Annotated in this window: 26 protein-coding genes and 1 tRNA gene; 6 read left to right on the top strand and 21 right to left on the bottom strand. The window is 56.2% G+C overall.

Annotated elements, in window-relative coordinates:
* The first annotated feature begins 96 nt into the window (after window positions 1-96).
* A tRNA-Ser gene (locus ACH3PB_RS04140) sits at window positions 97-186 on the top strand.
* Window positions 187-265: 79 nt separating this feature from the next.
* Here the strand turns inward: ACH3PB_RS04140 and ACH3PB_RS04135 are convergent.
* Window positions 266-412: a hypothetical protein gene (locus ACH3PB_RS04135; protein WP_416398158.1), complete on the bottom strand. Its 147-nt coding sequence runs from the start codon at window positions 410-412 to the stop codon at window positions 266-268.
* A gap of 318 nt (window positions 413-730) precedes the next feature.
* Entirely contained in the window at window positions 731-892 is a 162-nt protein-coding gene (locus ACH3PB_RS04130; RefSeq protein WP_416398157.1) for a hypothetical protein, read from the bottom strand.
* 359 nt (window positions 893-1,251) lie between these two features.
* On the opposite strand from ACH3PB_RS04130, the gene ACH3PB_RS04125 reads away from it, so the two are divergent.
* The 5 genes from ACH3PB_RS04125 (at window position 1,252) to ACH3PB_RS04105 (ending at window position 4,583) form a co-directional block, all read left to right on the top strand.
* Window positions 1,252-1,845, top strand: a complete 594-nt coding sequence (locus tag ACH3PB_RS04125) for a hypothetical protein (protein ID WP_416398156.1) — start codon at window positions 1,252-1,254, stop codon at window positions 1,843-1,845.
* 434 nt (window positions 1,846-2,279) lie between these two features.
* Window positions 2,280-3,608: a TROVE domain-containing protein gene (locus ACH3PB_RS04120; RefSeq protein ID WP_416398155.1), complete on the top strand. Its 1,329-nt coding sequence runs from the start codon at window positions 2,280-2,282 to the stop codon at window positions 3,606-3,608.
* A complete protein-coding gene (locus ACH3PB_RS04115) occupies window positions 3,605-3,787 on the top strand; it encodes a hypothetical protein (RefSeq protein WP_416398154.1) in 183 nt (60 codons plus the stop codon). The genes ACH3PB_RS04120 and ACH3PB_RS04115 overlap by 4 nt, the downstream gene beginning before the upstream one ends.
* Before the next feature lie 66 nt (window positions 3,788-3,853).
* The gene (locus tag ACH3PB_RS04110) at window positions 3,854-4,243 is read left to right on the top strand and encodes a hypothetical protein (RefSeq protein WP_416398153.1); all 390 of its coding nucleotides are present in this window, start codon (window positions 3,854-3,856) and stop codon (window positions 4,241-4,243) included.
* Window positions 4,218-4,583: a hypothetical protein gene (locus ACH3PB_RS04105; protein ID WP_416398151.1), complete on the top strand. Its 366-nt coding sequence runs from the start codon at window positions 4,218-4,220 to the stop codon at window positions 4,581-4,583. Before ACH3PB_RS04110 ends, ACH3PB_RS04105 begins: the two co-directional genes overlap by 26 nt.
* Here ACH3PB_RS04105 and ACH3PB_RS04100 read toward each other — a convergent pair.
* Genes ACH3PB_RS04100 through ACH3PB_RS04010 form a run of 19 tightly spaced genes read right to left on the bottom strand, consistent with a single transcriptional unit; the run spans window position 4,559 to window position 24,472 of the window.
* Window positions 4,559-6,862: a hypothetical protein gene (locus tag ACH3PB_RS04100; protein ID WP_416398150.1), complete on the bottom strand. Its 2,304-nt coding sequence runs from the start codon at window positions 6,860-6,862 to the stop codon at window positions 4,559-4,561. The two genes, ACH3PB_RS04105 and ACH3PB_RS04100, sit on opposite strands and share 25 nt — an antisense overlap.
* Entirely contained in the window at window positions 6,862-8,004 is a 1,143-nt protein-coding gene (locus tag ACH3PB_RS04095) for a hypothetical protein (protein ID WP_416398148.1), read from the bottom strand. The genes ACH3PB_RS04100 and ACH3PB_RS04095 overlap by 1 nt, the downstream gene beginning before the upstream one ends.
* A gap of 2 nt (window positions 8,005-8,006) precedes the next feature.
* The gene (locus ACH3PB_RS04090; protein ID WP_416398146.1) at window positions 8,007-8,582 is read right to left on the bottom strand and encodes a hypothetical protein; all 576 of its coding nucleotides are present in this window, start codon (window positions 8,580-8,582) and stop codon (window positions 8,007-8,009) included.
* Window positions 8,579-9,433, bottom strand: coding sequence for a hypothetical protein (locus ACH3PB_RS04085; RefSeq protein ID WP_416398145.1), 855 nt, complete (start codon window positions 9,431-9,433; stop codon window positions 8,579-8,581). Before ACH3PB_RS04085 ends, ACH3PB_RS04090 begins: the two co-directional genes overlap by 4 nt.
* A gap of 2 nt (window positions 9,434-9,435) precedes the next feature.
* The gene (locus ACH3PB_RS04080) at window positions 9,436-10,398 is read right to left on the bottom strand and encodes a hypothetical protein (protein WP_416398143.1); all 963 of its coding nucleotides are present in this window, start codon (window positions 10,396-10,398) and stop codon (window positions 9,436-9,438) included.
* A gap of 13 nt (window positions 10,399-10,411) precedes the next feature.
* On the bottom strand, window positions 10,412-12,337 hold the full coding sequence (locus ACH3PB_RS04075) for a hypothetical protein (protein ID WP_416398141.1): 1,926 nt from the start codon (window positions 12,335-12,337) through the stop codon (window positions 10,412-10,414).
* Window positions 12,334-13,938 (bottom strand): hypothetical protein, encoded by a 1,605-nt coding sequence (locus tag ACH3PB_RS04070; RefSeq protein ID WP_416398140.1) that lies wholly within the window; start codon window positions 13,936-13,938, stop codon window positions 12,334-12,336. The genes ACH3PB_RS04075 and ACH3PB_RS04070 overlap by 4 nt, the downstream gene beginning before the upstream one ends.
* On the bottom strand, window positions 13,935-14,639 hold the full coding sequence (locus ACH3PB_RS04065; RefSeq protein WP_416398139.1) for a hypothetical protein: 705 nt from the start codon (window positions 14,637-14,639) through the stop codon (window positions 13,935-13,937). Before ACH3PB_RS04065 ends, ACH3PB_RS04070 begins: the two co-directional genes overlap by 4 nt.
* Window positions 14,639-15,073: a hypothetical protein gene (locus tag ACH3PB_RS04060; protein ID WP_416398137.1), complete on the bottom strand. Its 435-nt coding sequence runs from the start codon at window positions 15,071-15,073 to the stop codon at window positions 14,639-14,641. The genes ACH3PB_RS04065 and ACH3PB_RS04060 overlap by 1 nt, the downstream gene beginning before the upstream one ends.
* Window positions 15,074-15,128: 55 nt before the next feature.
* Window positions 15,129-16,145, bottom strand: coding sequence for a N4-gp56 family major capsid protein (locus ACH3PB_RS04055; protein ID WP_416398135.1), 1,017 nt, complete (start codon window positions 16,143-16,145; stop codon window positions 15,129-15,131).
* Between the two features lie 12 nt (window positions 16,146-16,157).
* Window positions 16,158-17,015: a hypothetical protein gene (locus ACH3PB_RS04050; protein WP_416398134.1), complete on the bottom strand. Its 858-nt coding sequence runs from the start codon at window positions 17,013-17,015 to the stop codon at window positions 16,158-16,160.
* Window positions 17,016-17,070: 55 nt separating this feature from the next.
* The gene (locus ACH3PB_RS04045; protein WP_416398133.1) at window positions 17,071-17,232 is read right to left on the bottom strand and encodes a hypothetical protein; all 162 of its coding nucleotides are present in this window, start codon (window positions 17,230-17,232) and stop codon (window positions 17,071-17,073) included.
* Complete coding sequence (locus ACH3PB_RS04040; protein WP_416398132.1) at window positions 17,229-19,319, bottom strand: hypothetical protein; 2,091 nt, start codon at window positions 19,317-19,319, stop codon at window positions 17,229-17,231. Before ACH3PB_RS04040 ends, ACH3PB_RS04045 begins: the two co-directional genes overlap by 4 nt.
* Window positions 19,319-21,004, bottom strand: a complete 1,686-nt coding sequence (locus ACH3PB_RS04035; protein ID WP_416398131.1) for a hypothetical protein — start codon at window positions 21,002-21,004, stop codon at window positions 19,319-19,321. Before ACH3PB_RS04035 ends, ACH3PB_RS04040 begins: the two co-directional genes overlap by 1 nt.
* Window positions 21,001-21,726: a terminase large subunit domain-containing protein gene (locus tag ACH3PB_RS04030; RefSeq protein ID WP_416398130.1), complete on the bottom strand. Its 726-nt coding sequence runs from the start codon at window positions 21,724-21,726 to the stop codon at window positions 21,001-21,003. Before ACH3PB_RS04030 ends, ACH3PB_RS04035 begins: the two co-directional genes overlap by 4 nt.
* Entirely contained in the window at window positions 21,677-22,201 is a 525-nt protein-coding gene (locus ACH3PB_RS04025; protein WP_416398129.1) for a hypothetical protein, read from the bottom strand. Before ACH3PB_RS04025 ends, ACH3PB_RS04030 begins: the two co-directional genes overlap by 50 nt.
* Window positions 22,198-22,497: a hypothetical protein gene (locus ACH3PB_RS04020; RefSeq protein ID WP_416398128.1), complete on the bottom strand. Its 300-nt coding sequence runs from the start codon at window positions 22,495-22,497 to the stop codon at window positions 22,198-22,200. Before ACH3PB_RS04020 ends, ACH3PB_RS04025 begins: the two co-directional genes overlap by 4 nt.
* A gap of 4 nt (window positions 22,498-22,501) precedes the next feature.
* Window positions 22,502-23,398, bottom strand: a complete 897-nt coding sequence (locus ACH3PB_RS04015) for a hypothetical protein (RefSeq protein WP_416398127.1) — start codon at window positions 23,396-23,398, stop codon at window positions 22,502-22,504.
* Window positions 23,399-24,472 carry an immunoglobulin-like domain-containing protein gene (locus tag ACH3PB_RS04010; protein WP_416398126.1) on the bottom strand — a complete coding sequence of 358 codons (1,074 nt, stop codon included), beginning with the start codon at window positions 24,470-24,472 and terminating at the stop codon, window positions 23,399-23,401.
* Between the last annotated feature and the right edge of the window lies 1 nt (window position 24,473).

Below are 24,473 nucleotides of genomic sequence, written 5' to 3'. Positions count from 1 at the left end.
GTGAAGGCAGATTCACAATTCTCATGCGGCCAGACCTAATCCGCGATACCAGCTGGTCTTTTGAATCTGCAGCGATTACACTGTGCGCCGTTTTACGGAGAGGTGTCCGAGTGGCTGAAGGAGCACGCCTGGAAAGCGTGTATACAGGAAACTGTATCGAGGGTTCGAATCCCTCTCTCTCCGCCATTGCTAACTTAGGAATATCAGCTAGTTAGCGATGGTGAAACGATCCCGTGGGGCAAAAATGGGGCAAATGGGCTGTTTTCTACGCCTCGATACGCCGCCCTACATCTTCAAAGGTGGCATACCCGGATGGAATCGAACCACCGAGCGCAGCACTGGACATCTGCGCCTCCCACCAGGCTGCGGGCACATAGATCGCCCTGCGAGTGAGGGCTCGACAGGGCGGCATTGCTACTCAACTCTACTCAACTTTCATCAAGGCATTCGAGCCTCTATTGTATGCTTTCCGACCTACCCCTACAATAACCAGGCAAGTCACAAGACTGCGGCAGGTGTTCGATGGCACTCTAAATGCTGATCGACTCGGTTCGAGTCCGAGCGTAGTCACCATCCTGGAGCACGCACTATGAAAAAGTAGATCGGCAAACCGTCACTCAGACTCTGGAAATGGGGCAAAGACAGCTACCATACCGGCTATCGTATTTTCACCATCGCTTTTATTCGACGCTTCGGCCTCGACTGCTACCTATTCCACTATCCCACCGGCTCATATATCCCGAAGCACAAAGACCCCGGCAAGCATGGCGCCGTCTACCGCTTCAATATCGAAATCTGGAAGGCCGACAAAGGCGGGCAGTTCATCTGCGCCCGTACAATCTGGCAATGGCGACAGCGCATCTATTTCTTTCGGGCCGACACCACCTATCATTATGTGACGCCGATTGAGCGCGGCAGCAGATGGGTTCTGAGCTTCGGCAAGGTGTGTAAGCCTTAGCGCACAAACTGATCAGCTATGGCTTACTAGATAAGCGGCCACGACTTACAAGATAAGCGCCGTTATATAGTAAGCTGCGCTCGTGCTTCAGGAAGAGGCATGGCCTCACCGCAGGATGCCCGAGGCCGCAACGTCCGCAGAGTGGCGTGACACCGGGAGAGACTGGACTCAGTCATTCGGGATTTCCGAATATGTGAACCCTGCCCCAACTACGTACAGAATCCATCTATTAAAAAGCGTTAACCTGCCCCTGCAATACCTATAACCAAAAAACTTTACAGCAGGGAATAAACATGAAACTTAAAGCGCTTTTAGGGGTGGGGCTTCTGCTCGGCTCTATGTCAGTCAACGCGGCCTATATTCTGGAAATGCCGGAGCGGGTGAGCTTCGATATAAACAGCGACTTCTTCGGACTGGATTACGTGCTCGATCTCGATAGAGGTAATCCGAATACATGGGATGAGTTCATAGAGTTCAACTATCAGTTTGGCGGGCCTGGACTTGAAGGCGTGGACGGCTTGCAGCTTGGATTCTACGGCCCCGAGGAACCGGATCTAGGGCTGCACCGAATCCTGACTGGCCGACCCATTGGACCGGATGACAACGGCGAGATGCGATACTTCCCGAATGGCATCATGGAGCACATACAGCTTGGCGTTGACTATTACTTCTCCGTCCTCGTGACCGATTTCCTCTATGACCTGACAGACTGCGCTGATGAAGGCGAGCCGCCGTATAGCTGCAAGATCATCAATAGCGGACTGACAGGCGGGACATTCGTGTCGTTTTATGATGGCGGGACTGGCGTAGACGTGCCTGTCGGCCCCACGGCGCCGTTACTGGCAGCTGGTCTGGTTGGGCTTTGGATGCGGAAGCAGAAGGACTGATTGACAGTTAGTGCGATATGCACTAGTCTGAGCCTGTCCGTGGCGTAGTAGGCAGTTACTTCGACTGTTAATCGAGAGGTCGGTGGTTCGAATCCACCCAGCTGTGAAAGCGGCTGTAGCTCAGTTGGTAGAGCGCTAAAATCTCTGCTTACGTTTGATCCCGGATGCTATGGGTATGAATGGCGTAACTCGCGGCTACTTCTTTGCTATAGAAACCTACCGCAAGTGCTTGAACCTTCAGCCCGCCTTATATGGTATGAAATGGCGTAGAAAATCGTTCCTTCGGAAACTGTCGGTCACTGGTTCGAATCCAGTCCTCGCTTTTGTGAGGTAGCTCAGTCGGTAGAGCAACAGAAAATACGATTTCCGCTTGTTCCTTTCTGCCGCCCAAAGGCGCATCCAGTCACGGCACCCACTCAATCAGAGGTGTCAAAATGGCAAAGCTCAACACTGCACGTAAGCCCACCGTATTCACGGAACAAGGCGCCCAAGCCAAACGTATCAATCCAGAGCAGCAACTGCGCAGACTCGTCATGAGCTGCATGCTGTGGGAGAAAGAGTTTTACGTTGACGGCCAGACTATCTCTGAGCAAATTTTCGACGCGGTGAAGCATGCCGGAGCTCATGCCTCGGCATTGATCGCTATGCAGGCTCGTTCATCCATGAACCTGCGCCACGCACCGCTACTCGTCGCTGCCAGCATGGCTTACCACTTTCGCGGCGATCCGGTTGTTGGTCGAACAATTGCTGATGTGATCCAGCGGGCCGATGAACTGGCTGAAATCATCAGCATCTGCGCTCACTTGAACGGGGTTACACCCGACAAGGTAAAGCCTGTTCTCGGTGCCCAGGTAAAGAAAGGTGTTGCCGAAGCCTTCCAAAAGTTTGACGCCTACAGCATGGCCAAATATAACCGCAAGTCAGCCATTACCCTTCGTGATGCGCTGTTCCTCGTTCACGCCAAGCCGAAAGACGAAGCTCAGGCTGCAATCTGGCAAAAGCTGATCGACGGCAAGCTTGAGTCTCCTGATACATGGGAGGTTGGGCTGTCCGGTGGTGGCGACAAGAAAGAAACGTTCGAGAGGTTGCTGGCAGAGGGTAAGCTCGGCTATCTCGCGCTGCTCCGAAACCTGCGCAACATGGTAGAGGCAAAGGTTGATCTGAGCCTGGTCAGAGACGCCTTGGCGGCAAGGAAAGGTGCTGGGCGTGTATTGCCGTTCCGATTCGTAGCTGCTGCCCGTCAGGCGCCACAGCTTGAGCCTGCAATCGATGCGGCGCTGCTTGCCAGCCTTGAGGAGTTGCCGAAGCTGAAAGGCAGAACGGCAGTGCTGATCGACGTATCCGGATCAATGGAATACGACAAGGTTTCTGCTCGATCCGATATGAGCAGGCTTGATGCTGCGGCAACGCTTGGCGCCGTGATTCCGGCTGAAGAGTTGCGAGTATTCACGTTCTCAATGTCGCTGGTCGAATGTCCCGCTCGCAGAGGTATGGCAGGGGTCGATGTGATCATAGGCAGCCAGCCACATGGCGGCACGTACTTGGGTCAGGCTGTGTCCGACCTGATGCGCCTGGTTGAGTATGATCGCCTGATCGTGATCACCGACGAGCAGTCAGCAGACCGCGTACCGGACCCGAAAGGTCGAGCCTACATGATCAATGTCGCGAGCAATAAAAATGGCGTTGGTTATGGGAAGTGGATTCATATCGATGGGTTCAGCGAGTCAGTCATTCGCTATATTCAGGCTCTTGAGTCTGAATGAACAAGGATGAGTTCAGGGAGGCCGGCCAGAAGCTTTTCGGCTATGGCTGGCAGACCCGAATAGCGGAAAGGATCGACGTTGACGGCAGCACGGTCAGGCGCTGGGCCTCTGGTGCAGTACCTGTGCCGGGGGCTGTTGCCGCCTGGCTGAAGTGTGAGTTGTCGAAGGTGAAGAAATAACCGTATTGCCTCGGGCTGGCCTTTGGTGATAGCTTGCGAATAGGCCAAATAGACGAGGCAGGGAAAATGAAAGCGATAACAATAATTGCGGCGGGGATTTTGTTCTCTGCCGAGGCTTTCGCGAGCTGTTCATCACGGACAGTCGGCGGTACGACCTATCACAACTGCATGGACGGCACGTCTGGAACGAGCCGATCAGTCGGCGGCACCACGTATCACAATTTCAACAACGGCGTTTCGGGGACTTCGAGAGAGGTTGGCGGGACCACGTATAACAACCTGTCGAACGGGCTGAACGGCACTGGCCGCAGCGTTGGCGGGACGACCTACAATAACTGGAACGATGGCAGTTCGAGCACGTCTCGGTCAGTTGGCGGGACGACTTACCATAATGACAATAGCGGTGGGATCGGCACGAGTCGGCGGATTGGTGGGACTACGTATTACAGTGACTGAGCGCGGCGACAACTTCTGGTTTGGCGCAAAGCTGTTCGCCATTCTGACTTATGTCGGCATAGCCCTGGCAATTCCAGATGACTGGCTTTGGGCTCAATGGATTATGCTGGCCATATTCTTCAGCTGCGTCGGCTATTTGCTGGTATTCGCGCCGCTATACTTCCTGTTCTTGCGGATCCGCTGGGGCGTCTGGTTTAGGGACCATCCCGTATTTGACGACCCCGAGCGAATGATTCAGCTTCAGATCAGCCGGCTGCCGCGGCGCCACATCGAGTATTTCGAAAAGCGCTACGGCGTTCGAGTCCAAAAACCGGACTATTCGCCTGAAGAGTTGGAATAGCCAGCCGCTCCGGCACCTTTGGCCATGTTCTTGACCGGCTCATAGTTTCCGTTGTTCAGCACTTTCTCAAAAGGCCTGAAGGCTGCCGCGGCATCGCTCCGAGCCTTTCGACTTGAAAACCATCCCATCATGACCTCCCCCGCTTTCTTTGCAGCCAGGGCGCCCGTTTGATCGGTTCCAAGCAGAGCGACGTCAAGACCGCCAAACTTACCTGCGGCGCCGGCCTTCAATCCTTCCTCGATCAGTACGGACGTCGTGCCGGATGCATTTTTTAAAGGTGGCTGTGACTGCTGAACCAACAGCGCAAAACGGCGCACCTCCGCAATTTCATCAGGCGTAAACAGTTCTTTCATGAGCCTGTCGTTCTGCTTCATCGCCTGTCGGATTGAGTTCAACGTTTGGGTGCCGCTCACGGCGCGGACAGACCGATCGCCAGCGGTAGAGGTGGTAGTCTTGATCAGCGTATCAAGCGCTGCCTGTCTGACCTGGTTCCACGCATCAGAATCCGCGCCCAGAATCTCTTTGTACTTTTTGGCGAGATTTTCGGCGGCCGAGTTTGAAAAGCTGCTGGTGGAAAAAAGAGACTTGATGACCTCCGCATCCGTCGGATTCTTCTCAACAAGCTTTTTGATAAAAGCGCCGCCATCATCCCGGCCCCTGAATTTCTTGTGGTAATCAGCATACAGGCCTCTGGCCTCTTTCAGCTTCTCAATGCCCGCGGTATCGCCCTTGAACAAGCCTTGAGCGACCGCCTCATCAATACCCTCGTCGTAAGCTTTCTTGATCTGTACGAGCTGGCGGTAGTCAGAACGCCCAGGCTCCGCGTTATTTATGGCTGTGACGATGCTTTTGCGCTGCGTTTCGATGTTCTTAAGATTGAACAGCGCATCGGCTCGGCCGGTATCGATATCGTTGACGAAGCTCTTGTCCATTTCATCGAGTTGCGACAAAACTTTTGATGTGCCTGGTAGGGTCGGATCCGCACCGTCCTCGAGTCCGTTTATGGCTCGTGTGACAACTCCGCGCATATCGGTAACCGCGAGCGCTGGATTTGCCTCTCGGGCTGCGTCGTAGGCTGCGCCAACCTTCTCCTTTTCTTTGGCCGCGGCTGATCGGACCTGGTCTTTCAGGGCCCTGCCTGCATCGGAGGGGTATTCGATGCGCGCACCATCCTTAGCGACACGAGACTTGAACTCTTCCACAATATCCAGAGCTCGCTGCTCTTGTGCCTTCTGGCCGCCTAGCATCATGCCGCGGGCTTCCTGCCCTCTTCGGCCAGTCTTCAAAGAGTCCTCGGCACCCAAAAGCGCATCGTCACCGCTTCGCTGACCTCTAGTCAGGAGAAAGTCGAACTCCTTTTCCAGTGGGTTTAAATCGCCCCGGCCGCCATTGACCGCGTCATCGGCGCTGCGGGCCCACTTTTTCAGCAGACCGTCATTGATCTCATCGGCAGGGACGCCAAGCTTCAGGGCCTCCTGGACGATGACGCTTTTCTGCTTATCGCTCAGGGTTCCGTTCGCGGCCGCGCTTTTGTAAGCCTTCCACGCTTTACTGCCGACTTGGGCTATCCCCTCGAAAACGGCTCCGCCCACGCCAGCAAGCCCAACGTCGGCAATGATGTTGTCGGTAGGCTTCTGACTCCCGCTAGCAACCGCAACGCCATCATTGAGAGCCTGAGTCGTTGCGCTCAGCGTGCCTACGCCGAACATTTTGCCAATGGCCGACTTCGCCATGCTGCCGTATTTTGCAGCTGGCGCGAACTCAGCCAGACTGAACAGGCCTTGCAAAACGTCTCGATGATCGAGGCCAGGCTTGTTCACCGTGCCCTTCTTCCCGCCGTACATGGTCAGATCAACGATTACGTTGCCCTTCTCGTCTTCTTCAATAGCCGCGTCTGGGTAATAGTTCTTGATGACATTGGCCGCCTCCTGATCACTACTGGTGGTCAACAAGCCGCCAGACATGAGGCCATTCTTCCAGAAGTTTTCTGATCCGCCCGGCACGTCAACAAACTCTTTGGCGGCTTCGGTCTCTCGGTCTGCACCGGTCACCAAGTTGTAAGCGCTATTCGCCACTTCTTTGGTCGAATCCCACCACGTACCGTCTTTTTCAGGCACGACAGGATCCGCGGCAGGTGGAAGCGCTGCTGCTTCAGGAGCCGCTTCGTTTTCCATCGGCTCATCGTAAATGATGCGATCACGCCACCCGCCAGACTTTTGCGCGGGCTGCGTGGTTGTGGTTGCTGAGTCGTCGTACGCAATCTGATCGCGCCATCCCATTACTTCATCCTCACCGGAAAGCCTTCAAGCTTCATCATCTCGATCATCTTGTCTGGTGGAACGCCCTTGGCTTCGAGCTCATCCGCTCGCGCTTCAAACTCAGATTTAGATGGCGTGACGCCCTTGGTTTCCTTCCACTGCTGATCGAAAGCGGCAGCGTAGTCTTCATCGTTCGTAGACAGGCCTTCGCGAAGCAGCTTATTGCGGATCCGCACGGCTCGGCCAACTTCGTCCTTGTATGTCTTGAACGCCGATTCAAACTGAACAGGCGACAGATTGGTGTTGATAATACCGTCTTCAAGCTGCTTCAATTCTGCCGCGGCGCCCGCAGCACCTGTGATCTCTTTCCTGAATGCAAAGAACTCGGTTGAAACCAACTGATCGAATGCTCGCTTGTTCGCGGCATATTCTTCGCTCTTCGGGTCCACGTCCATGCCGAGGCTGGACATAGCGTTTGTGAGCCCTGCCTTTGCCTTTCCCGGCACCTGAAGGAAGGTCTTGTCATACAGCTTGTCGATCTGGCTGAGCTTGTCCAGCGTCACCGTGTCGTTAATCTGATCTTCCTGAATCTTCCTGGTGGTTCCGGACGACAGGCCTTGGTTATCGCCGCCGATGGTAATGGTGCCGTCAGGCCCAACCGTGATGCCATTCTTTGGCACCGGCGCGATACCCGTCCACTCGACGTCGCCTGTGGCCTTATTCATTCGGTATATTTCGGGCTTCCCTGTGGCCTGGTTCACACCGGCTTTCACGTCGAAGCTTGGCGACTTCGTGCTGAGCTTCAGCCTTTCAATTGCCATTTCATTGGCAGCCTTCGTTTCGTCACGCGCCAAGGTTCTGGCGTAGTCGACATCCTTCGCCTGGCGCTCTGCTGCACCCGCCGCCGCCTGATCGGCGCGAGTTAGGTCGCGGTCCTCAATCTGATCTCGTCTCGTGATGGCATAGTTCTCACGCGCATAACCCTGATCACGCTCCGCCTGACTCTGCTCAAGCGCAGCCATCATTTTCAGACGGGCCTGCTCGTTATGCGTCGCCCGCTCTTCAGCCGCGACCTTGTACTGATTATCGACAGCCTTGTCGGCCAGTTCTTTACCAGCCCCGCCAGCACCCTGGAGGAAGCCCAAAATTCCATAGCTCGCCATGACTACGCTCCTAAAATGCCTGATTGTGGTTGCTCTGGCGCTTGCTGCGGCGCTTGTTCTGGCTGAGCCTTGCCCTGTGCTTCCGCCTGAGCGATATAAGCCTCGTCTTCAGGGTCGGCACGATCAGGGTGTGCGTCTATCCAGAGGCGGCCCGCCATCGTGTAGATTTCGACCGCCATGTCCTCATTGAAAACTTTGATCGGCGCCAATGTGTTCTCAGCAGCAACGGCCATAAGATTCTCGATGATCGACTCGAAAATGGGCTCCTGGAGATCTTCATTCGGCAGAAGCCCGATATCCTGCTCCGCCTTGTCGTAGAGCATGACAGCGATCTGAGCGATACCTTGCGACAGGTTCGTCTTTGCTGAAGCCCGCATGGTCTGGACCATATTGGAATGTATTGAGGGATTCCCCATCGCCTGCTTTAGTGAAGCCTTGACGTACTGTTCGACCATAGCCTGCTCTTCAGGCGTGGCCTCGACCTCTTCGGCTCCCTGCTCTGGCATAGGCTCTGCCGCTTCAGGAGGCATCTGTTCTTGCGGCATCTGTTGCGCGTTTGGATCGCCTAAAATACTCATGCTACGTTCTCCCATGAACGGCTGTCAGGATTGAATCGCAGACGCTGTTTTTGCTGCGGGGCGTAGGGTTGTGCAGCGTACGTCTGGCCGTAGTGCGCTGCTGCGGGCTGGCCGAGGATATTGGACGGTGCAGCGGCAATTTGTTCGGGTCGGTAAGTCGGTTCTGGTGATGACATCATCTGCGGTCGACCCGTGACGCCCATGCCGCCCTGATCACTGCCATCATTTGAAATGCCGAAAGCGCCTTGGCGACCCCAGACCTTCTCCTGATAGTCGCGCTCGTCTTCAGCCTGTTTCGCAGCAGCCATCGTGCTCGCGCCCTGCATTATTCCGCCGCCGAGAATGCTTGCCGCGCCTGGATTGGCAGCCGCCCAACCGGCAGCGCTTGAAATACCGGAGCCAATAGCAGACGCGCCGGAGGCAATCGATGATCCGATCGAGCCCAGAATGCCGGTATTGGCAGCAGCAGCTGTTCCCGCTCCGATGGCCGTTCCAGCAGCGCCCGCGCCAGCGGCAGCGCCCGCAGCAGTTCCAGCCGCAGCGCTTGCCCCGGCAGCAGCGCCCGCACCAGCAGCGCCACCAACGGCGCTACCTACCCCGGCAGTTGCGCCAGCGGCAGCGCCCGCAGCAGCGGTTCCAGCACTGCCAGCGGCTCCAGCCGCCCCAGCCCCCACGGTGGAAGCACCAAGCGCCCCCGCCGCCCACATGCCTGTGCCAATAACAGCGGCCGCGATGATTGCGCCGCGAATCCATTTGTTCTTCCACATTTTCTTCAGGCCGGAGCCAATTGCCTTGAACGTCTTTTTGACGATCTTTTTTGCGCCTTTGAAGAGCTTTTTAAAGAAACCCATGATCAGCCTCCGGTACGCTGGTAAACAGGGGAATTGGTAGGCCTGTACAGGTCATTTGCAAAGCTCTGAAAGTTGTTCATTTGGTCCATAAGCAGCTGTGCGCCTGCTCGCTGTTGGTCAGGGGTGAGTGAGTTGTTTGAACCGATCTGGGCGAGCGAGTCCATCATCTGTGCGTAGTTCCTCGAAACGACTTCTGATTTCTGAGCAATCTGGCCGTACTGCTGCTCGAGCCTAAGCATGCCAACCTGCTGCTGCTCGTTGAGGCGGCGCATGACGAGATCTTGGTTCATTTGCAGCTGCTGCTGGCGCTCCTGGGATTGAATCTGAAGACCTTGCAGCTTCTCCTGAGAGTTGATCTGCTGAGACTGCATCTTCTCCTGCGACGACAGCTGACGACCGAGCAGCGTTGACTGGTTCTGCGCGTCCATGTTGGTCATGGTCATCTGCTGAATGTTGCCAGCGTTCACCTCGGCAGCGCGGTTCTGCGCCTGAAGGTTGTTCAGCGTCATCGTATTTTGCGAGTTGGCATTGAACTGCCCGGCATCGTTCACGGCGCCCAGGTTCTGTGAGGCGCGCTGTGCGTAGGTGCTGGCGTCCTGTTGAGCGATAGGCAGGGCTCGATCAATCGCAGCGCCCTGAGACGCACCAACAGCCATAGACGACGAGTACAGGCCACGGCTGTTCATCTGCTGGTTGGCAGATTCGCGAGCTCGCTGCATATAGACGGAGTTTTGGCCGAGGATATCGCCCAGCTGAGACTGAACCGTCTCATTGGCCTTAACGTCGCGTTCGACCGGCTTATACGTCTGAGCCGTGCCGGTGGCAGCGTTATAGGTCTGGGCTGTGCCTTGCGATACGCCGCCGCCAGTTGGTCTGGCCGAAGCTGTACCCTGGCTCGCTTGCGTCGTGGCAGGCATACCAGTAGTCGTATACTGATTCTTTTTAAGCGGGTCTAAAATTGCCATTACTGCGTGCCTCTCATGACCAAGCCAGTTCGTCTATTGCGTAAATTTTGCAGCCGAAAGCGTTTATCTGGAGCGAGCCCCCGGCTGATTGAGAAATATCGATAGTTGAAGTCGATCCGGCGTAGAGCGTGGCGGTAACGCCTTTCTTGGTCGCCGCAGTCACGCTGTTGTCGGCATTCACGCCGTTCGGGCGATATCGGATAAACAGGAGGCTGTTTCTGTTGAAGGTCGAGACACTGACCGCCGTAACGCCGGCAGAAAAGCTTTCAATCTGTGTAATCGTTAGCGCGATTTTGTCGGCCGTTTTGCGAAATGCGGTGGACTCAAGGCCGTCGAGCTTGTCGGCATCAAGGCCAGAACCCGCCCCGTCCACCGTCACCAGCTTTTGCAGCACCTTGTTGGCATCGAGTGCTACCGAAATACTCGCGTCCTGCGAGCCGTCGAAGGCGTTGGAACTGCCGGTAACATCGCCTGACAGTTTGACCTGCCGGGCTTCAGCCAATCGGGTGGCCTTGTTCGCGGTGTCACCTTTGGCGAGGTACAAACCATCGGCCACGGTTTTGGACATGACGGTTTGCAGCGCGCCGAAATTGCCGGTCTGGTTATTGGCGATCCGGTACTGAAGGGTTGGACTGGCGCCATCTGGCGAGAACAGCTGAAGCGCGCCCTGCCCGTTCGTGCCGCCTGGTAGATGAAGCACGGAGCCGGATTCAGGCCAGCCGACACCGGAGCGGGCGTGACACAGGCCGGTAATCGATGCAGCGCCACCGGCAAAGCCAATCGCCTCGCCCTGGTTGATCTTCGTGTGATTGTGGTTCGCCGGATTGACCACTGTTGCAATCGTAACGTTGCCGCCGAAATCAGTAGTGGCCTGCCCGGCTACGCCACCAGAGAGCGCAAGGGTAATCGGGCTGGCAAGGCGCTGAGCGGTCGCTGAAGCCGTGCCTGAACCACCGGGTATATTGCCGTTCGCGTCACGTTGAACCACGTCGTAAGCACCGGTGCCGACATTCTTCGTGGCCGCCGTGCCGAGGCCGAGGCTTGTTCTGGCGGTCGATGGTGACGGCAGGTCGGAGAGGTTTAGCCCCTTGTTCACATAGTCGGTGTGAGTATGCAGGCGAGGCGCGCCGTCAAAGTCGGTAATCGACAGCGTGACAGCGTTGCCGGTCTTGCCGTTGATGCTCTTGATCGAGTCGGAGTTAAGCCCCGCCGCTTCATAGGCGTTTACCGAGTTGATCGACAGTTCGTCACCCAGGGCTACGGCGCCGACACCGGGCAAAGTGCCAGCAGCTGAGATATACCAGTATTTGCCGCGATCCGTTGAGGTCGGCGCAGCAATCGGCATGGTGCCACCGGCTGCACTGTGATAGCCCATGTATTTACGGGCGCCAGAGGTCAGCTGACGAGCGTCATTGGCATAGCCTGCGGCCGTATCGGCATGCTGATTGGCAACGACCGAGTAATGCAGAGCTGAGCGTGTACCGGGTCCGTCGACGGTTTGATTGAATGGCTTCAGCGCCCAATCGCGGGAAAGATCGGCAGCGCTCTGTGATCGGTTGGCCTGCTCCTGCGCCTGGTTCTTGATATCGATAATGCCGGATGACAGCGCGGTGATTTCAGCGCTTGCTGTTGCCGTCGCAGCTTCTGAGGCCGCAGCGGATATTGCAGAGGATTCGGCTTGCTCGGAGAACAGTTCAGCCGCCGCTTTATCCTCGACAACCGAGACTTTGGCCGCGTCGAGCTGGGCTTTTGTGACCGGGTGAAAGGCCTCAAGCGCGTCAGCAATCCGGAAAGGTTCAGCAAAGCCGATACCTTCTGTTGAGAGCTTCGGGAGTCGTTCAAGGCCTGATTGAACAGCCTGAAACTCGCTCGCTACATCGACAGCGCGGGCAAGATCGCCAATCGAGAATGTTTCTGAATAGGTGTAAATCCGGCTCACAGGCGAAGGCCCCCAAGGGTGTAGGTAACGAGAATGTCGGAAATTGAGTGCGGCTTGGCGTCGGCAGAGGTGCTGGAAATCAGCATGGCGAGGTTTTGCCCGCGCCCCCTGATTTCAACGTGCGCTTCGTTCAGATGCGGGGCTGACCAAGTGAAAGAGTCCCAATTGGCTTCATCGAAATTCGTAGCGCCGCCGATTACGTCTATGGCCTCAACGCGGTGCGCCATAACGTCGGATGCGCCAAAATCAAAGACCGGTTTTGCCTTGATCGGGACCGGTCCGTCTGACTGAACGTTGATCGTCGCCTGCTTGAAGGCTTTCTTTCGGCCAGGCTGGCGGGAGTTGGCAAACGCCGTCATGAAATAGGCCTGGATCGGCAGACCATCGAACGAGGTGCCAACGTCCATCCGGTACACCCAGCCATCGGTTGAGCCCATGAATACAGCTGGCTCACCGGTTCGCATTTCACCGGAGGCCGCACAGGTGGCCTTGAAGCCCAATACCTGCCGGGTAAAGCCGGCCAGCTTGTTGCCCGAGAAAGTCGCTGTAATGACCTCTGAGCCCTGCAATTGCGTAGCCGGGCTGTTGAACGCCCATCGAAGCTGATTGCGATCCAGGGCGGCTACGGCGCAGGTAAAATAGGGTTTGCGAGACTGGATAAACGGCGTGATGCCTTTAGAAAACGCGCCAGACTGGAATGAGCCAAAACTTTGCGTGGCGCTCAAGCTGGTTATGCCGCGATCACCGAGAAAATACAGGTCGTTGTAACTGAGCGATGAGAAGGCAATGGCGCCCGATTTATCATCGTGCAGACGGAGGTCTTTCTTTTGCAGATCGGCTTCGCTCGAGCCGTAGAGCACCGATATCTGATTCTGCATCTGAATGCACAGCGCGCCACCGACGAGCGGATACAGCCCTGTGACCTTGCCGCCGACTGCGATTTCTCCAGCCAGACCGCCAACCGGGTCGAAATTTCGCGGATCGCCAACGGCGCTGTAATACAGCGAGCCTCGTTCGGTCGCGAGATAGAGAATATTGTTATTCGCCGCAACTGCTACCGGGGGCGTGGCGTCGCCTGGTAGCGTGATTTCCTCGAGGTAGGACTGACTTTCGCTGATGAAGCGCAGGAGCTTCGCCTTGTTGACGCCATCCACGAAGACCATGACGCCGAACGGGTTCGCGGCAAAGTTGTAGCTGACGAACTGCGCTCGCCCATTTGGAAGCAGCGGCAGGTTTGTACCGGTGAAGTCCTGCCAGCCATTTGAAACGGCGCGCCATAGCTTTGCGGCCGAACCGTCCTCAGTGTTTCTGATCGCAAACAGATAGCCGTTGTGAACGTGAACGCCACGCACAGGCCCTGAACCCGGCACAGGCTGAATTGCATTACGGCGGTCGATAGCCAGATCACCCGAGCGCTTGTGCGGCTCTGGTCGTCCGTCGTGGCGCTCATAGCCCGGCATGCTGCTGTAGCCTTGATTGAGCCCGAGTACATAGTTCTGGCAGGCGATCATTCGGCCTGGTGTTAACGAGGCTCCAGGCGTCTCGAAATCAAGCCCACCCTCAAGAATGATCTGATCCTGCTGGCGCGAATCTCGAATCATGCGAGCGGCGCCCCGTAGCGAATGGTCGGGAGTTCAGTGGTGCAAATCTGGTTAAACAGCTTTCGGTATTCACCATCGGCCATCTGGAAAGCGTTGCCGTCACCCTCAAAAGCCGCCAGGGAGCGCACAGCAAGCCAGACAATCGCAATGTGATACTCTTCCGGCATTTCCGGGACTTTTTGCGACAGTTCGCGCTGCCGGTTGTCCGCGCTATCGGATGACGCGAATGTCTGAGGCGTGATGTAGTAATCGCCAGTGATGCGGTAGGCTCGATCAGGCGTCGGGCTGACTCGAACAGACTTGCGGTCATGCCAGAAGTAATTCGGGCGGCCGGTGTAGTGCTCGTCGGATTCTTCGATTGCCCTTCGATGATCGGCAGGCAGATAGCACAGGCGCGCAGAGGTCTTTTCAGTCTCACCGCGTATGTACCATGAGTCCTTCTCAACCGAGCGAATCACGTCACCCTTCGCCACCTCAGTAGATGGCAAGGACAGATGCGTGATACCTGGCTCCGTCACCTGATCAAAGCGGCGCAGCATGAACTTCCAGTTCTCGCGAGATCGCTGGATTTCGAGCCATGCCTGTTCCACGTAATCGACTACTCGAGCAGACTGCGCGCTCTGGTCAGTGACAGCGCTCGGTCCAGCGCCGGAATAGCCGATACGGGTATAGGCCGCACGGCATAGCTCAAGGAAGGTCATCAGGCAAAGCTCATTTTCTGGAAGTCTTCGGTCGGCTTCTCAAGGCTCCACTGATATGGGAACGTTGGCCGGCCAGAGGCTTCGCCTGTGCTCTGGTCAATGTCGTAAGTCACTGCAAGGCGCAGCACTTCAAAGTATTTGTATGGGACTTCGACCCATGTGTTTCGCAATAGAACCGCCTGCACGCCGTTATGCGTCAGCGATACCGGGGAGCTGTCTTTGCCGCTGTTGGAAATGCGAACCCAGATGGATTGCTCGGGATTGGCCTTGGTCTTCTTCGGCTCGGCAACCTTCTGAACTTCGCCCAGGGTGTCGCGAATCTTCTGCCGCAGCGTGTCGTCCTTGATATTTGGCGGCACATCCATACCGAGATCATTGCTGGCATAGTCGCGAAGCTGTTGGCTGGTTGCGCTATCAATGCTGAAAGTCGTCATTTTGTATTACCCATAAAAAAGGGGCCCGAAGGCCCCATGAGGTTTGGTGGTGTGCTTAGCCGAGACTTGAAACTGCAACTTCGCAGCGGATCAGCCAGGAGTGATTCAGAATCACTGAGGCGTAGTAGGCCTTCCAGCCGACGAAGCCACGCTGGCCGAGCGGGTCAGACTTGTCTTTCTGACCAACAGGGACAATCGAGGGCTCGATAGCGCCACGGCCCTTCAAAGGCACGTCAGCAAACGCTTCCTTGCCGAAGTAGATCACCGGATAAACGTTGACGTTGGTGCCGTTGTTCTCGACGTTGGCGATGGTTGTTGAACCAGCACCAATGAACGGGTTCAGCAGCGCAGAAGCCACGTAACGCACGTCTTCGACCTTGCCGATTTCGTAAGGCAGCGCTTTCGCAGTGCCGTACTTCTCAACAGGCACGAAGCCAACCATTTCACGAATATCTGCCTCAACGTCGGTATGGCAAACAGCGATGAAAGCCGCGTCGATCTGCTCGCTGCCATAGTTCGGCGTCGAGTTCTCGATCTTGGTCACTTTCATAGCCAGCTGGTTTTTCAGGCTGCGAGTAACCTTGCGCTGAAGACCAGTGGTCAGGACTGCGTTAACCGCGCCACGAGTTGCACCATTGGAGAAAAACACGTTGGTGCCGCCGATGATGGCGCCCCAGCAAACCTTTTCCTTGGTGTGCATGGCTTGCTCACCGCAGAGCATGTAAGCGTCATTCATGACAGGATCTTCAACGAGGTCTTCAACCTGATCGGTGATCTGCACGAGGTCGCCATACTGGCCCAGCGTGACAACGACGTTTTCATACTCCATTTTGCGAGCAGTCGGGGTAACGCCTTCAGTCAGTGGCGAGCCGTTGACAGGCGGGAAAGGCTTCGGCCGACGAAAAGTCATATTGTCGGCTTTGTTCTTCGGCAGCGGCTTGGTCAGCGCGAAGCGGCCAAGCACTGAGTAGGGTTGACCATGCGCAAGCATTGACGCTTCTGCATAGGTATTAGTTCGTTGTGACACAGCAGCCTTATTGGTCGTGCCGGTCGTGGTTGCGTAATCGACCATGTTGTATTACCTCTAATTCATGCGTTTTTGGACCTTCCGCACGGCCTGTTCCCAAGCCATGTCGTCGTCCGCAGATCGGCTCACAGAGCCGTTTCGGGTTTGGGGAATGACTGCGCGTTGCAGTCGGTCTTGCTTGCTCTGCGAACCGGCACTTGAGGCTGCTGCGTCTTGTGTTTGGTTGGCGGTGCTTTGCTTGTAGAGGCTGATCAGTGCAGCGGCGTTAGCGGCTGTATCTTCGGGAGCCTGGTACATTGCTCGGATGCCTGATGGCTGCTGACTGAGCCATCCGGCGAAATCTTTGTTCTTATCCCGGTCGTACTGTTGCCAGTCGGGATGCTGGGCGCTCAGGAACTGCGCGGCTTGCTGGTACTGAGCGTTTCGCTGTGCCTCGGCCTGCTCTGCCTGCATCTGCTGCAATGGCGTCAGGCGCTCTTCAAACTTTGCGGACAGCTCGCTCAGGCGCTCGTTGAGCACGTCATCGATGGCCTTACCGATCTCGGGGAAATCAGCGCGGACCTGCTCGAGTGATTCAATTTGCTTTTTCGGTGCCTGCTCGACTTTTTGCTTGAGCTCGTCAATCTGGCGCTGGTAGGCGCTCACGCGGCCTTCGTCGGACTTCCAGCGGTGTTCAAGCTCGCGGTATTTGGCTTGCCAGTCGGTTTCTGGGGCTTGCTCGCCCGCTTCTGGCTGTGCGGGCTTGTCTTCTTCTGTGGCCTCGTCAGCCTGTTCGGTTTCGTCCTGCTCCGTGCCTTCGTCCACCTCTGGCGCTGCTTCTTCCGGCTTCTCTGGCGCCTCTGCGGGGCCGCCTGTCAGCGAGGCGAAATAGTCGTCATCGTTGTAGTTGTCGGTGGCTGTGTTTTCTTCAGACATGAGTAATCCTTTGCGCGGCCAGGAGGCGGCGCGGTTGTTGGTCGTTCTGGGGTGGTTAAGCGGCGGTGCGCGGCTTCTCGTATTGCGAGATGAGGTATTGCAGTTCTTTGATCTTGCCCCTGACGGCTTCGCTTTCGGTGGCGATCAGTGACTTGACGTGCAGGTCGAGCCTGGCCTTTAAGTCGGCCAGCAGGTCTTCAATGCTGATCTGGCTCATATACCGGACCCCACTTGAAGCTTGAGCTGCATTTCGCGCAGCTTGTCGTTTGACTGCATACCGGCTATCAGCTCCTGCATATCAAACTCTTGCTGCTTCATGCCGAGCTCTGCATACAGCTTCTCAAGTGTCATTTCGCGATCAAGGGCGAGCTTAGCCATGCCCAACTGAAACTCTTGTTGCGCCCGCGCTGCTTCAAGCTGCTGCTGCTGAGCCCGCAATTCAAACTCGCGCTCTTGCGCCTGAAGCTTGGCCTGCTCGGCTTGCTGCTGAGCGGCGATGGCTGGGTCAACTTCAGGCTGCGCATTCGGATCTGGCTTGAGCAGGTAGAGCTCGGGGTCGAAGTCGTTGAGGATCAAATACTCCTCGAAGATCTTTTCCATGTTGGCGATAGGCGCGAACATAGTCCCGGCGATCTGAATCAGGTTTTGAATCTCGATCATGCGGGTTTCGCGCTGGAGCAAGGCAGTAGTGCCCTTGGCGACAACACGAATATCGCCCTTGATTTCGGCTTTCGGGTTAAATTCCATGTTCCAGTCGTAGTACCTCGACACATGCGGGGTCGTGATCATGTCGTCAAAGGATTTAACCGCCCTGGCAATAACGATGTTGGCCGACTCCATGAGCATCGCCATGCCCTGAAACGTCTTGGTGACGCCGCTGCCCTGCTCGCCCTGTGCGATCATCGGAAGGCTGGTCGCCTCGTCGGCCATTTCACGCACGCGAGAGGCGATTGCCATAATGTCGCCAAGCCTTGACGGGATATCGAAGGCCTTGATGACGTTATCGAGCGTCATGCCATCCTGGCCCTTGTCGTCAAAGCGCCAAATCTTGCGCGGCTTCATTTCGTAATCGTTGTCAGCGGGCGTCAGGTAGCCGTCACGGATCACAATCTGCGGCCCGGTAGCTAAGCCGCCGTTATCCATCAACATGCGGTTGAGCGCGTTGTACATGGACTGCTCGGTCCGCATCTGATCCGGAATACCCAGGCCAAACACGCTGGCGTCGTCCTTCTCCCAGTTGAAGAAGTCATAAATCGACTCGCCTTTGCTCATCGGGTGAATGTCGGCCATGACAACGTGACCGCCAATAATGAGCATCAGGCCGTATGGCTCGGGCACATTCTCGTCAAGCTCTTCAGGCGGGCAGCCACAGGCAGCGAGCCATTCACGCTTGATCGGGCCGTAATACTCGACGCAGTAATAGCGCGAGTCCTCGAACTTGCTGCGCTCACCGGTGATGGATTGAATCTGGTGCAGGAATTCAAATTGCTGCTTCTGCGTGTCGGCCGCTTTCATTTGCAGGACGCGCTTCACCTGCTCTTTGTTGTAGTGCGGGTACTTGAGGAGGTCTTGCACGCCGCGACGGGTCATGAATGACAGCTCAAAATCGTATTCACGCTCCTCTGGCCTGGTGGCCGACATATCGGGGAACCAGTAAAACGGGTTGACCCGCTTTGAGCGCGGCTCGATGCGTCGGACAACCTGAAGCTCTTGCTGCCCGGTTTCGGGATTGGTCGCCCATACGCGGCGCTCGTCACCGATCATAACCGGGCCTTTGATAACCCCCGTTCCCAGCTTGGCCGCGTCGTAGATGATTTCTCGCTGGATGGCGTCATAGCCCGATTGCTCGAGCTGGTCCTCGATCTCCTTGCCCATCGCCTCAGATGCGGCTTTGACTTCGGACAGTTCAGCCTGTGCAATATCGCCTTCGGTCGTCTCAGCCTGGTCATTGAGCGCTACAGGGCGCGTGCTGTTCAGGCGGCTGGATAACTCAGGGACCGGCGTATGCTCGGTCTTCCAGTTCTGTTCACCGTTCGGCAGCACGATCTTGACCATGCGAGCGGCGGCGGCATCGACCTTGTTTCGGGTGATGTTGGTAAAGACGCGAGAACCGTCTTCCGGCATTTCCTCTTCTTCGTACTCGCCGTGATACTGCCGCAGGTTCTTGAGCATTCGGCGCTCATAGGGCTTTCGGTCCTTCACAGCCTGATCAAACAGCGCCAGGACTTCGTTACCCATTTCCTGATAAACGTCCAGGTCTTCTTCGCCCGGCTGATCTGGGGAGCCTTGATAGTTTGGGTTCATTAGTAGCCTGTAACTGATCTGGAGGGTGTGAAGGCGTGTATTTCGCGCTGGGCGGTTGGCTTGGTTCGGGCGTGCTTGAGTGCAAGGCACAGATACCTGACGGTATCCATGCAGTTGTGAACGATTACTGTGTTATGAAGAGCGAATGCATGGGTGGCAGGCACTTCCATGCAGTAGACGTCGCTGTTCTTATGCGGCGTTACGCTTACGCAACGTAACTGCTGTGGCGCACGGCTTTGAGCAGGTAGCTTTCTTGACGTATTTGTTTGCAACGAAGGCCGATGAGCAGACGACGCAGGTGCGCTCTTCGTTGTCGATGCCTGACAAGAACCTGTGGCGGGTCTTGCAGGCGTTTGAGCAGAACTTACTGCCTTTGCCTGGCGCGCCCATGTAGGCCTTTCCACAATGCTCACAAGCCTTCTCAATCTTGACGTGAAGCTTGTGCTTGTTGTTCTCATAGTGCTGGTGGTGCCACCGCAAACCATCTTCGCTGCCATGCCATTCAGCGGCAGCCTTGAGGGCGTTTTCAGACAACGGTTTGCTGACGCCCTTGTGGTGATGGGCCATGTGCTCGGCCGGCGAAACAAGCTCGAGATTTTCGGGGCTGTTGTTGCTGCGGTCATGGTCCTTGTGGTGGACGTGATAACCGTCTGGAATTTCTGCTTTGTTGACGTGCTTCCAAACTTCTCGATGAAGCCTGACGCCATCGCGCTGATAGTAGAAGCCGCAAAGGTAATACCGCGTGCCGAGAAATTCTTGAGCTGTTTCTGTGAGGATATTGACGCACATGAATGACCTACTCCACTGTTCGATGTGACGCAAACAACGCCTTCGAGGTGCTGGGATTCAACCCATCCTGACGGCGTAAGAAAGCGGTGATCTGGCGTGCAAATCACCTCGCTTCCGTCCTCGAATTTTACCATGTTAGTCCGTTGATTCATCGAGGTTTTGCGGCAGTTTACATAGTCTTCATACTTGCCATTTATCGACAAAACTTTGCCGCTCGTGCCGACCATATCAATGATCTTTTTTGGTCCTTTGTCAGTCAGGACAACGGTATCCGGATGAAGGCAATGGTCGTTCTTCTTCACGATCCTGCCTTTCTCGTCACGCTGGTAAAGCTTGTATTCCCACAGAAATTTTGACAGCGTATTAAATACCTTGAGGCGCCCTGTGCTGAGACGCTGATACACTTCAAGCAGCCCTGCTTCAACGGCGTTATCGGCGGTCCGAAGGTTCAGCCCTTCGTCGCGATACATCTTGTAAAGCTGTTTGCCGTCTGTCTGAGTCCTACCCTTGCTGGCGGGATCGATAACGCCAGGAATCCATTCGCCACGCGCCTTTATGGCAGAGGCATGAACGGCCGGCTCAGCCTGCCCCCGGTAGTGCTCGGAATACAGATACACCACGTCAGATGCTTGATCCCAGGCGCCCCATACAGCGGCGGTGACATTCCAGCCCACATCCATCGCGTACAGCTTCGGGTAGTGCTCGGGCAGCGGCACTGGATCGATGACAAACTCATCAAGCGCTATCGGGTAGATGGCGCCCGAACCCAGCGACGGGATGCCTTTGGATCGCGCATCGCGAAGGTGCGGCATCGTGCTTTTAAGCATGTCCGATTTCTGCTCTTCAGTGAGGTGCGGCACGTCATCCCAGCCTGCGCTGATTACAGCCCTGCTCATGGTTGTGCATCCTCAATAAAAGACAGTGTGAGTGGCGTCATACCCATGATTGGCGTGTAGGTCATGGCGACTCTGCCGTTTGTAGTCATCGTTCTTACAAGTGCTTCGTCGTAGACTTCTTGCGGCACTTCTTCGTCAAGCCATATCCAGTCCATTTCAAAGCCCTGAAACACCTTTCGGCCTTGCTCATAGGAGCGCAGCCAAAGCCGGCTGATGCCGCCTGAAACGTGCCTGACCTTGATCTCTTCGTAGGCTTCGGGGATGCCCATCTTGCGAGTGAGCCCCGCAATTCGAGCGCCAGGAATAAGGCCGGTACCCTCCTCGCCAAACTTGCCGAGCAGTTTGTTCTGAAGGATGTCGCGAGTGGTGTTGCCGGTATCGCCTGCGGCAAGCGCCGTAATCGGATGCTCAAACTTGTGCCCAGGCCACCAGTCCGGATATTCGCCGGTTAGGTGTACTGAGGTGGCGTATCCGCCTGCTACCGTCTTCCCGACCCTGTTGGCCGAAAGAAATAGGATTTCTTTGTGTAGCTTGCTGGCCTCGAAGAACTCCATATGCTTCGGGTAGAGTTCTCGACGTAGAGGGCCTGTCTCGGGGAATACCGTGGCTATATGGTTTTGACTCTCCCGGCGCTGCTTCTCTTTCAGCAGCTTCAGAAGTCGCTGTTTGGCCTCAGTGCGCGACGTGTTTAAGCTGTGCGAGTTCTGCGGCAATTGCGGCATCAAGCTCTGCATCGTCTAGCGTATCCGTGGTGTCTTTGACTTCCGTCTTCGTCGGCGCGTAGTGGCCTTCCATCTTGTTCAGTTCTTGCACCATCGCCAGGGCGTCGCGGTACTTCTCCTGGCCCTTGAGCGCATAGAACAGCTCGGTTAACTCTTCCTTTTTCTGAACCTCTGACAAAATGTCGCGCTTGTGGTGCTCTTTGATGTACTGCGCCTGCACGACTTCCTGCATGTCGTCCTGCACGGCGCGCACCCACTCCTGGAACTCCGGCTGACGCCAGACGTTATTGAGGAAGTGGTGCGGGTGGTTGGTCTTGTATCCGTACTTTGCTGAAACGTCTTCCTTCAGCGCGCCCATCGAAATCTCTTGAACGATGGAGCGCAGGTTGGCGGTATTAGTGGCGCCCAGCCTTCTTCGAGACGTAAAAAAAGCCGCTTCAGCGGCCTTGATTCGTGCTTTCGATTCCTTGCTCATATCTGGCGCAGGCTGTACGGCAGGACGTGCACGGCGAGCCCGGTCACCCCGGTATATTCAACGGCCAACGAAGTGTCTTCAGCTAGGTCCAGACCGATCACGCCGGAATCGGTAAACGGCGCAATGCCCAGGTACGGGCCGAAGTTGACGCCATCCGCAGAGCCGACAATCGTGGCGCTGCCGCCTGGCTCAATGAAATTGATATGCACGTCGAGGCGCTGGGTTTTTACTGTGTGTGCTCTCGTGCGGCCTGAGCCCACTGCACCAGTTGTCAAGGGGTCTTTTTTGGTAGACATGGGCTTACCTGTTTCGAATGTGCAAATTGAGAAGCTTTCTGACGATCCTGACGGGTCTGATGTGCAGAATTCTGGCGCCGATAATATTGGTCACGGCCGAAGCCGTCCGGGCGCTCGCCGACTCGAGGATGGCCGGCTCATCCAGCACGACCATATAGGCCCGATAACTGCCTGAAGCGACGTTGACCGTGAAGCGCTCCTGAAGCCCGCCAGTTGAGTTCTGAAGGCCTGAGTCGTACAGCGGAGCCAGACTATTACCCGCCTGTCCCGCGAGCACCTGAGCCACTGTAGGCGTCGAGGATGCGTAAGGGACGACGATCACGCGGTATTGCGTATCTGATCTGGTCGCGAAGCCGAATGTTAGCGTCGCCTGAGTGCGCGCATACAGCCCCAGGCGAGTCGATAGACCGGTCTGGAGCTCGCTTGTGCCCTCAACGCCGGTCGATACCAGCCATACAGCACTGACGCCACCGACAACAACGCGGACCTGTACCTGCCTGTTCAGCTGGTTCGATGTTCTGACTTTGAGCCTGAAGAAGCCGCCGTTTTGAATCGTCTGCGTGGCCTGAGCAAATGGCTTGCCGTCTACCGACAGAAACGCGGTCGGATCCGACTGCTCGAAATCGATCTCGATGGTCGTGGTGACGTTGATCCCGGCAATGACCACCGGATACAGCATTTCGACCATCGTGTCAGTCGGTTGCTCAAAATACGCCTGGATCGCAAACTGATTCGGCGTCGAATCGTTCAGATAGTCCTCATAGCGGATCGGGCGAGCCATGAAGGCGTCACCGTCACGAATGGCGGCCGAGACGTACGGCCCAACCACACTGCGCACAGCGCGAATCGGACGCTCAAGAAACTGGAAAGCCGCTTTGAACGCTTCGGAGACGAAAGGCATTTAGATGGCTACTGAGGTGATCGGAATGTGTGTCGGTGTGGCTGCCACGTTGTTGGCATCGTCAAGTAGGAGAATGCCGACAAGGGTTGTGCCGCCTGTAAACAGTGAGGCGAGAGAGCCTGTGACGACGTTGTCCTGTGTGATCACGACCTCGCCATCGACCAGGGACACTGGGCCAAGTCGAATCGCGCCGAAATTGCCATTTTCAGAGAACACGTAGCCTGTCGGATAGGTGCCGGTCACGTCGCGCACATCCTGATCGAGGCTCTTCAGCAGGCGCAGTTCGTAGCGGACGTTTTGCGTAACGTTGACCGTCTGCGTGGCTGTTGAGGTTCGGCTGAAAATGTTGGTGATCGAATAGCTCAGGACGTAGCTGCCAGCCACGTTTGTATTCACGCTGCCCGTAACGACCACTCTGGCCGAGATATCGCCCTCAGTCTCATCAACAGCAGAGAACGACGGCGTAAACGTACCGCCGAGGCTGACCGTAGCAGGGCTGCCGCCGTAGACAACCAGTGTTGGCGATGAGCCGGGATCACTTGATCCCGCGACCAGATCAACCGTATAGGCCTGCGTCGTGCCGTCATTGTTCAGAACGTCTATGGTCGCGGCTTCGGTTGTGCCGAGGGCTGTGCCGAACTTGGCTGAAATGTACTCGTCAGCATTCTGAATGGCCTCAACTGCGCGTATCTGTGCAGGACCGTCCAGCGCGAATGAATTTGGCAGGGTCAGCTTTGCATACCGGCCTTTGGTGTTACCGATACCGGTCAGGATAGAGTTGTCGTCGATCAGCGTATCGACAGCCGGCACTTTGATCGGGTGCGTGATGTTGAATGTGCAAACCGCCTCAGTAAAGTCACCTTCAAGCACGCCGATCTGTTCATAGCCCTCTTTAACAGTGCCTGGGGCATTGATGCGGACAGTTGTTGAGTTGATGACCGTAAATGGCACGTCAAAGCCTGCAAACAGCAGCGTGGTCAGGTTGTTTGCGTCACCATCGGTAATGGTGATATCTACCGCCTGCTGATACTGAGTGACGACGTTCGCAGCGCCTATATTGGATACAGCCGGCATG

This window comes from Allohahella sp. A8 (assembly GCF_047946665.1).
Lineage (GTDB): Bacteria > Pseudomonadota > Gammaproteobacteria > Pseudomonadales > Oleiphilaceae > Allohahella.
This window is presented reverse-complemented; position numbering and strand designations above follow the sequence as displayed.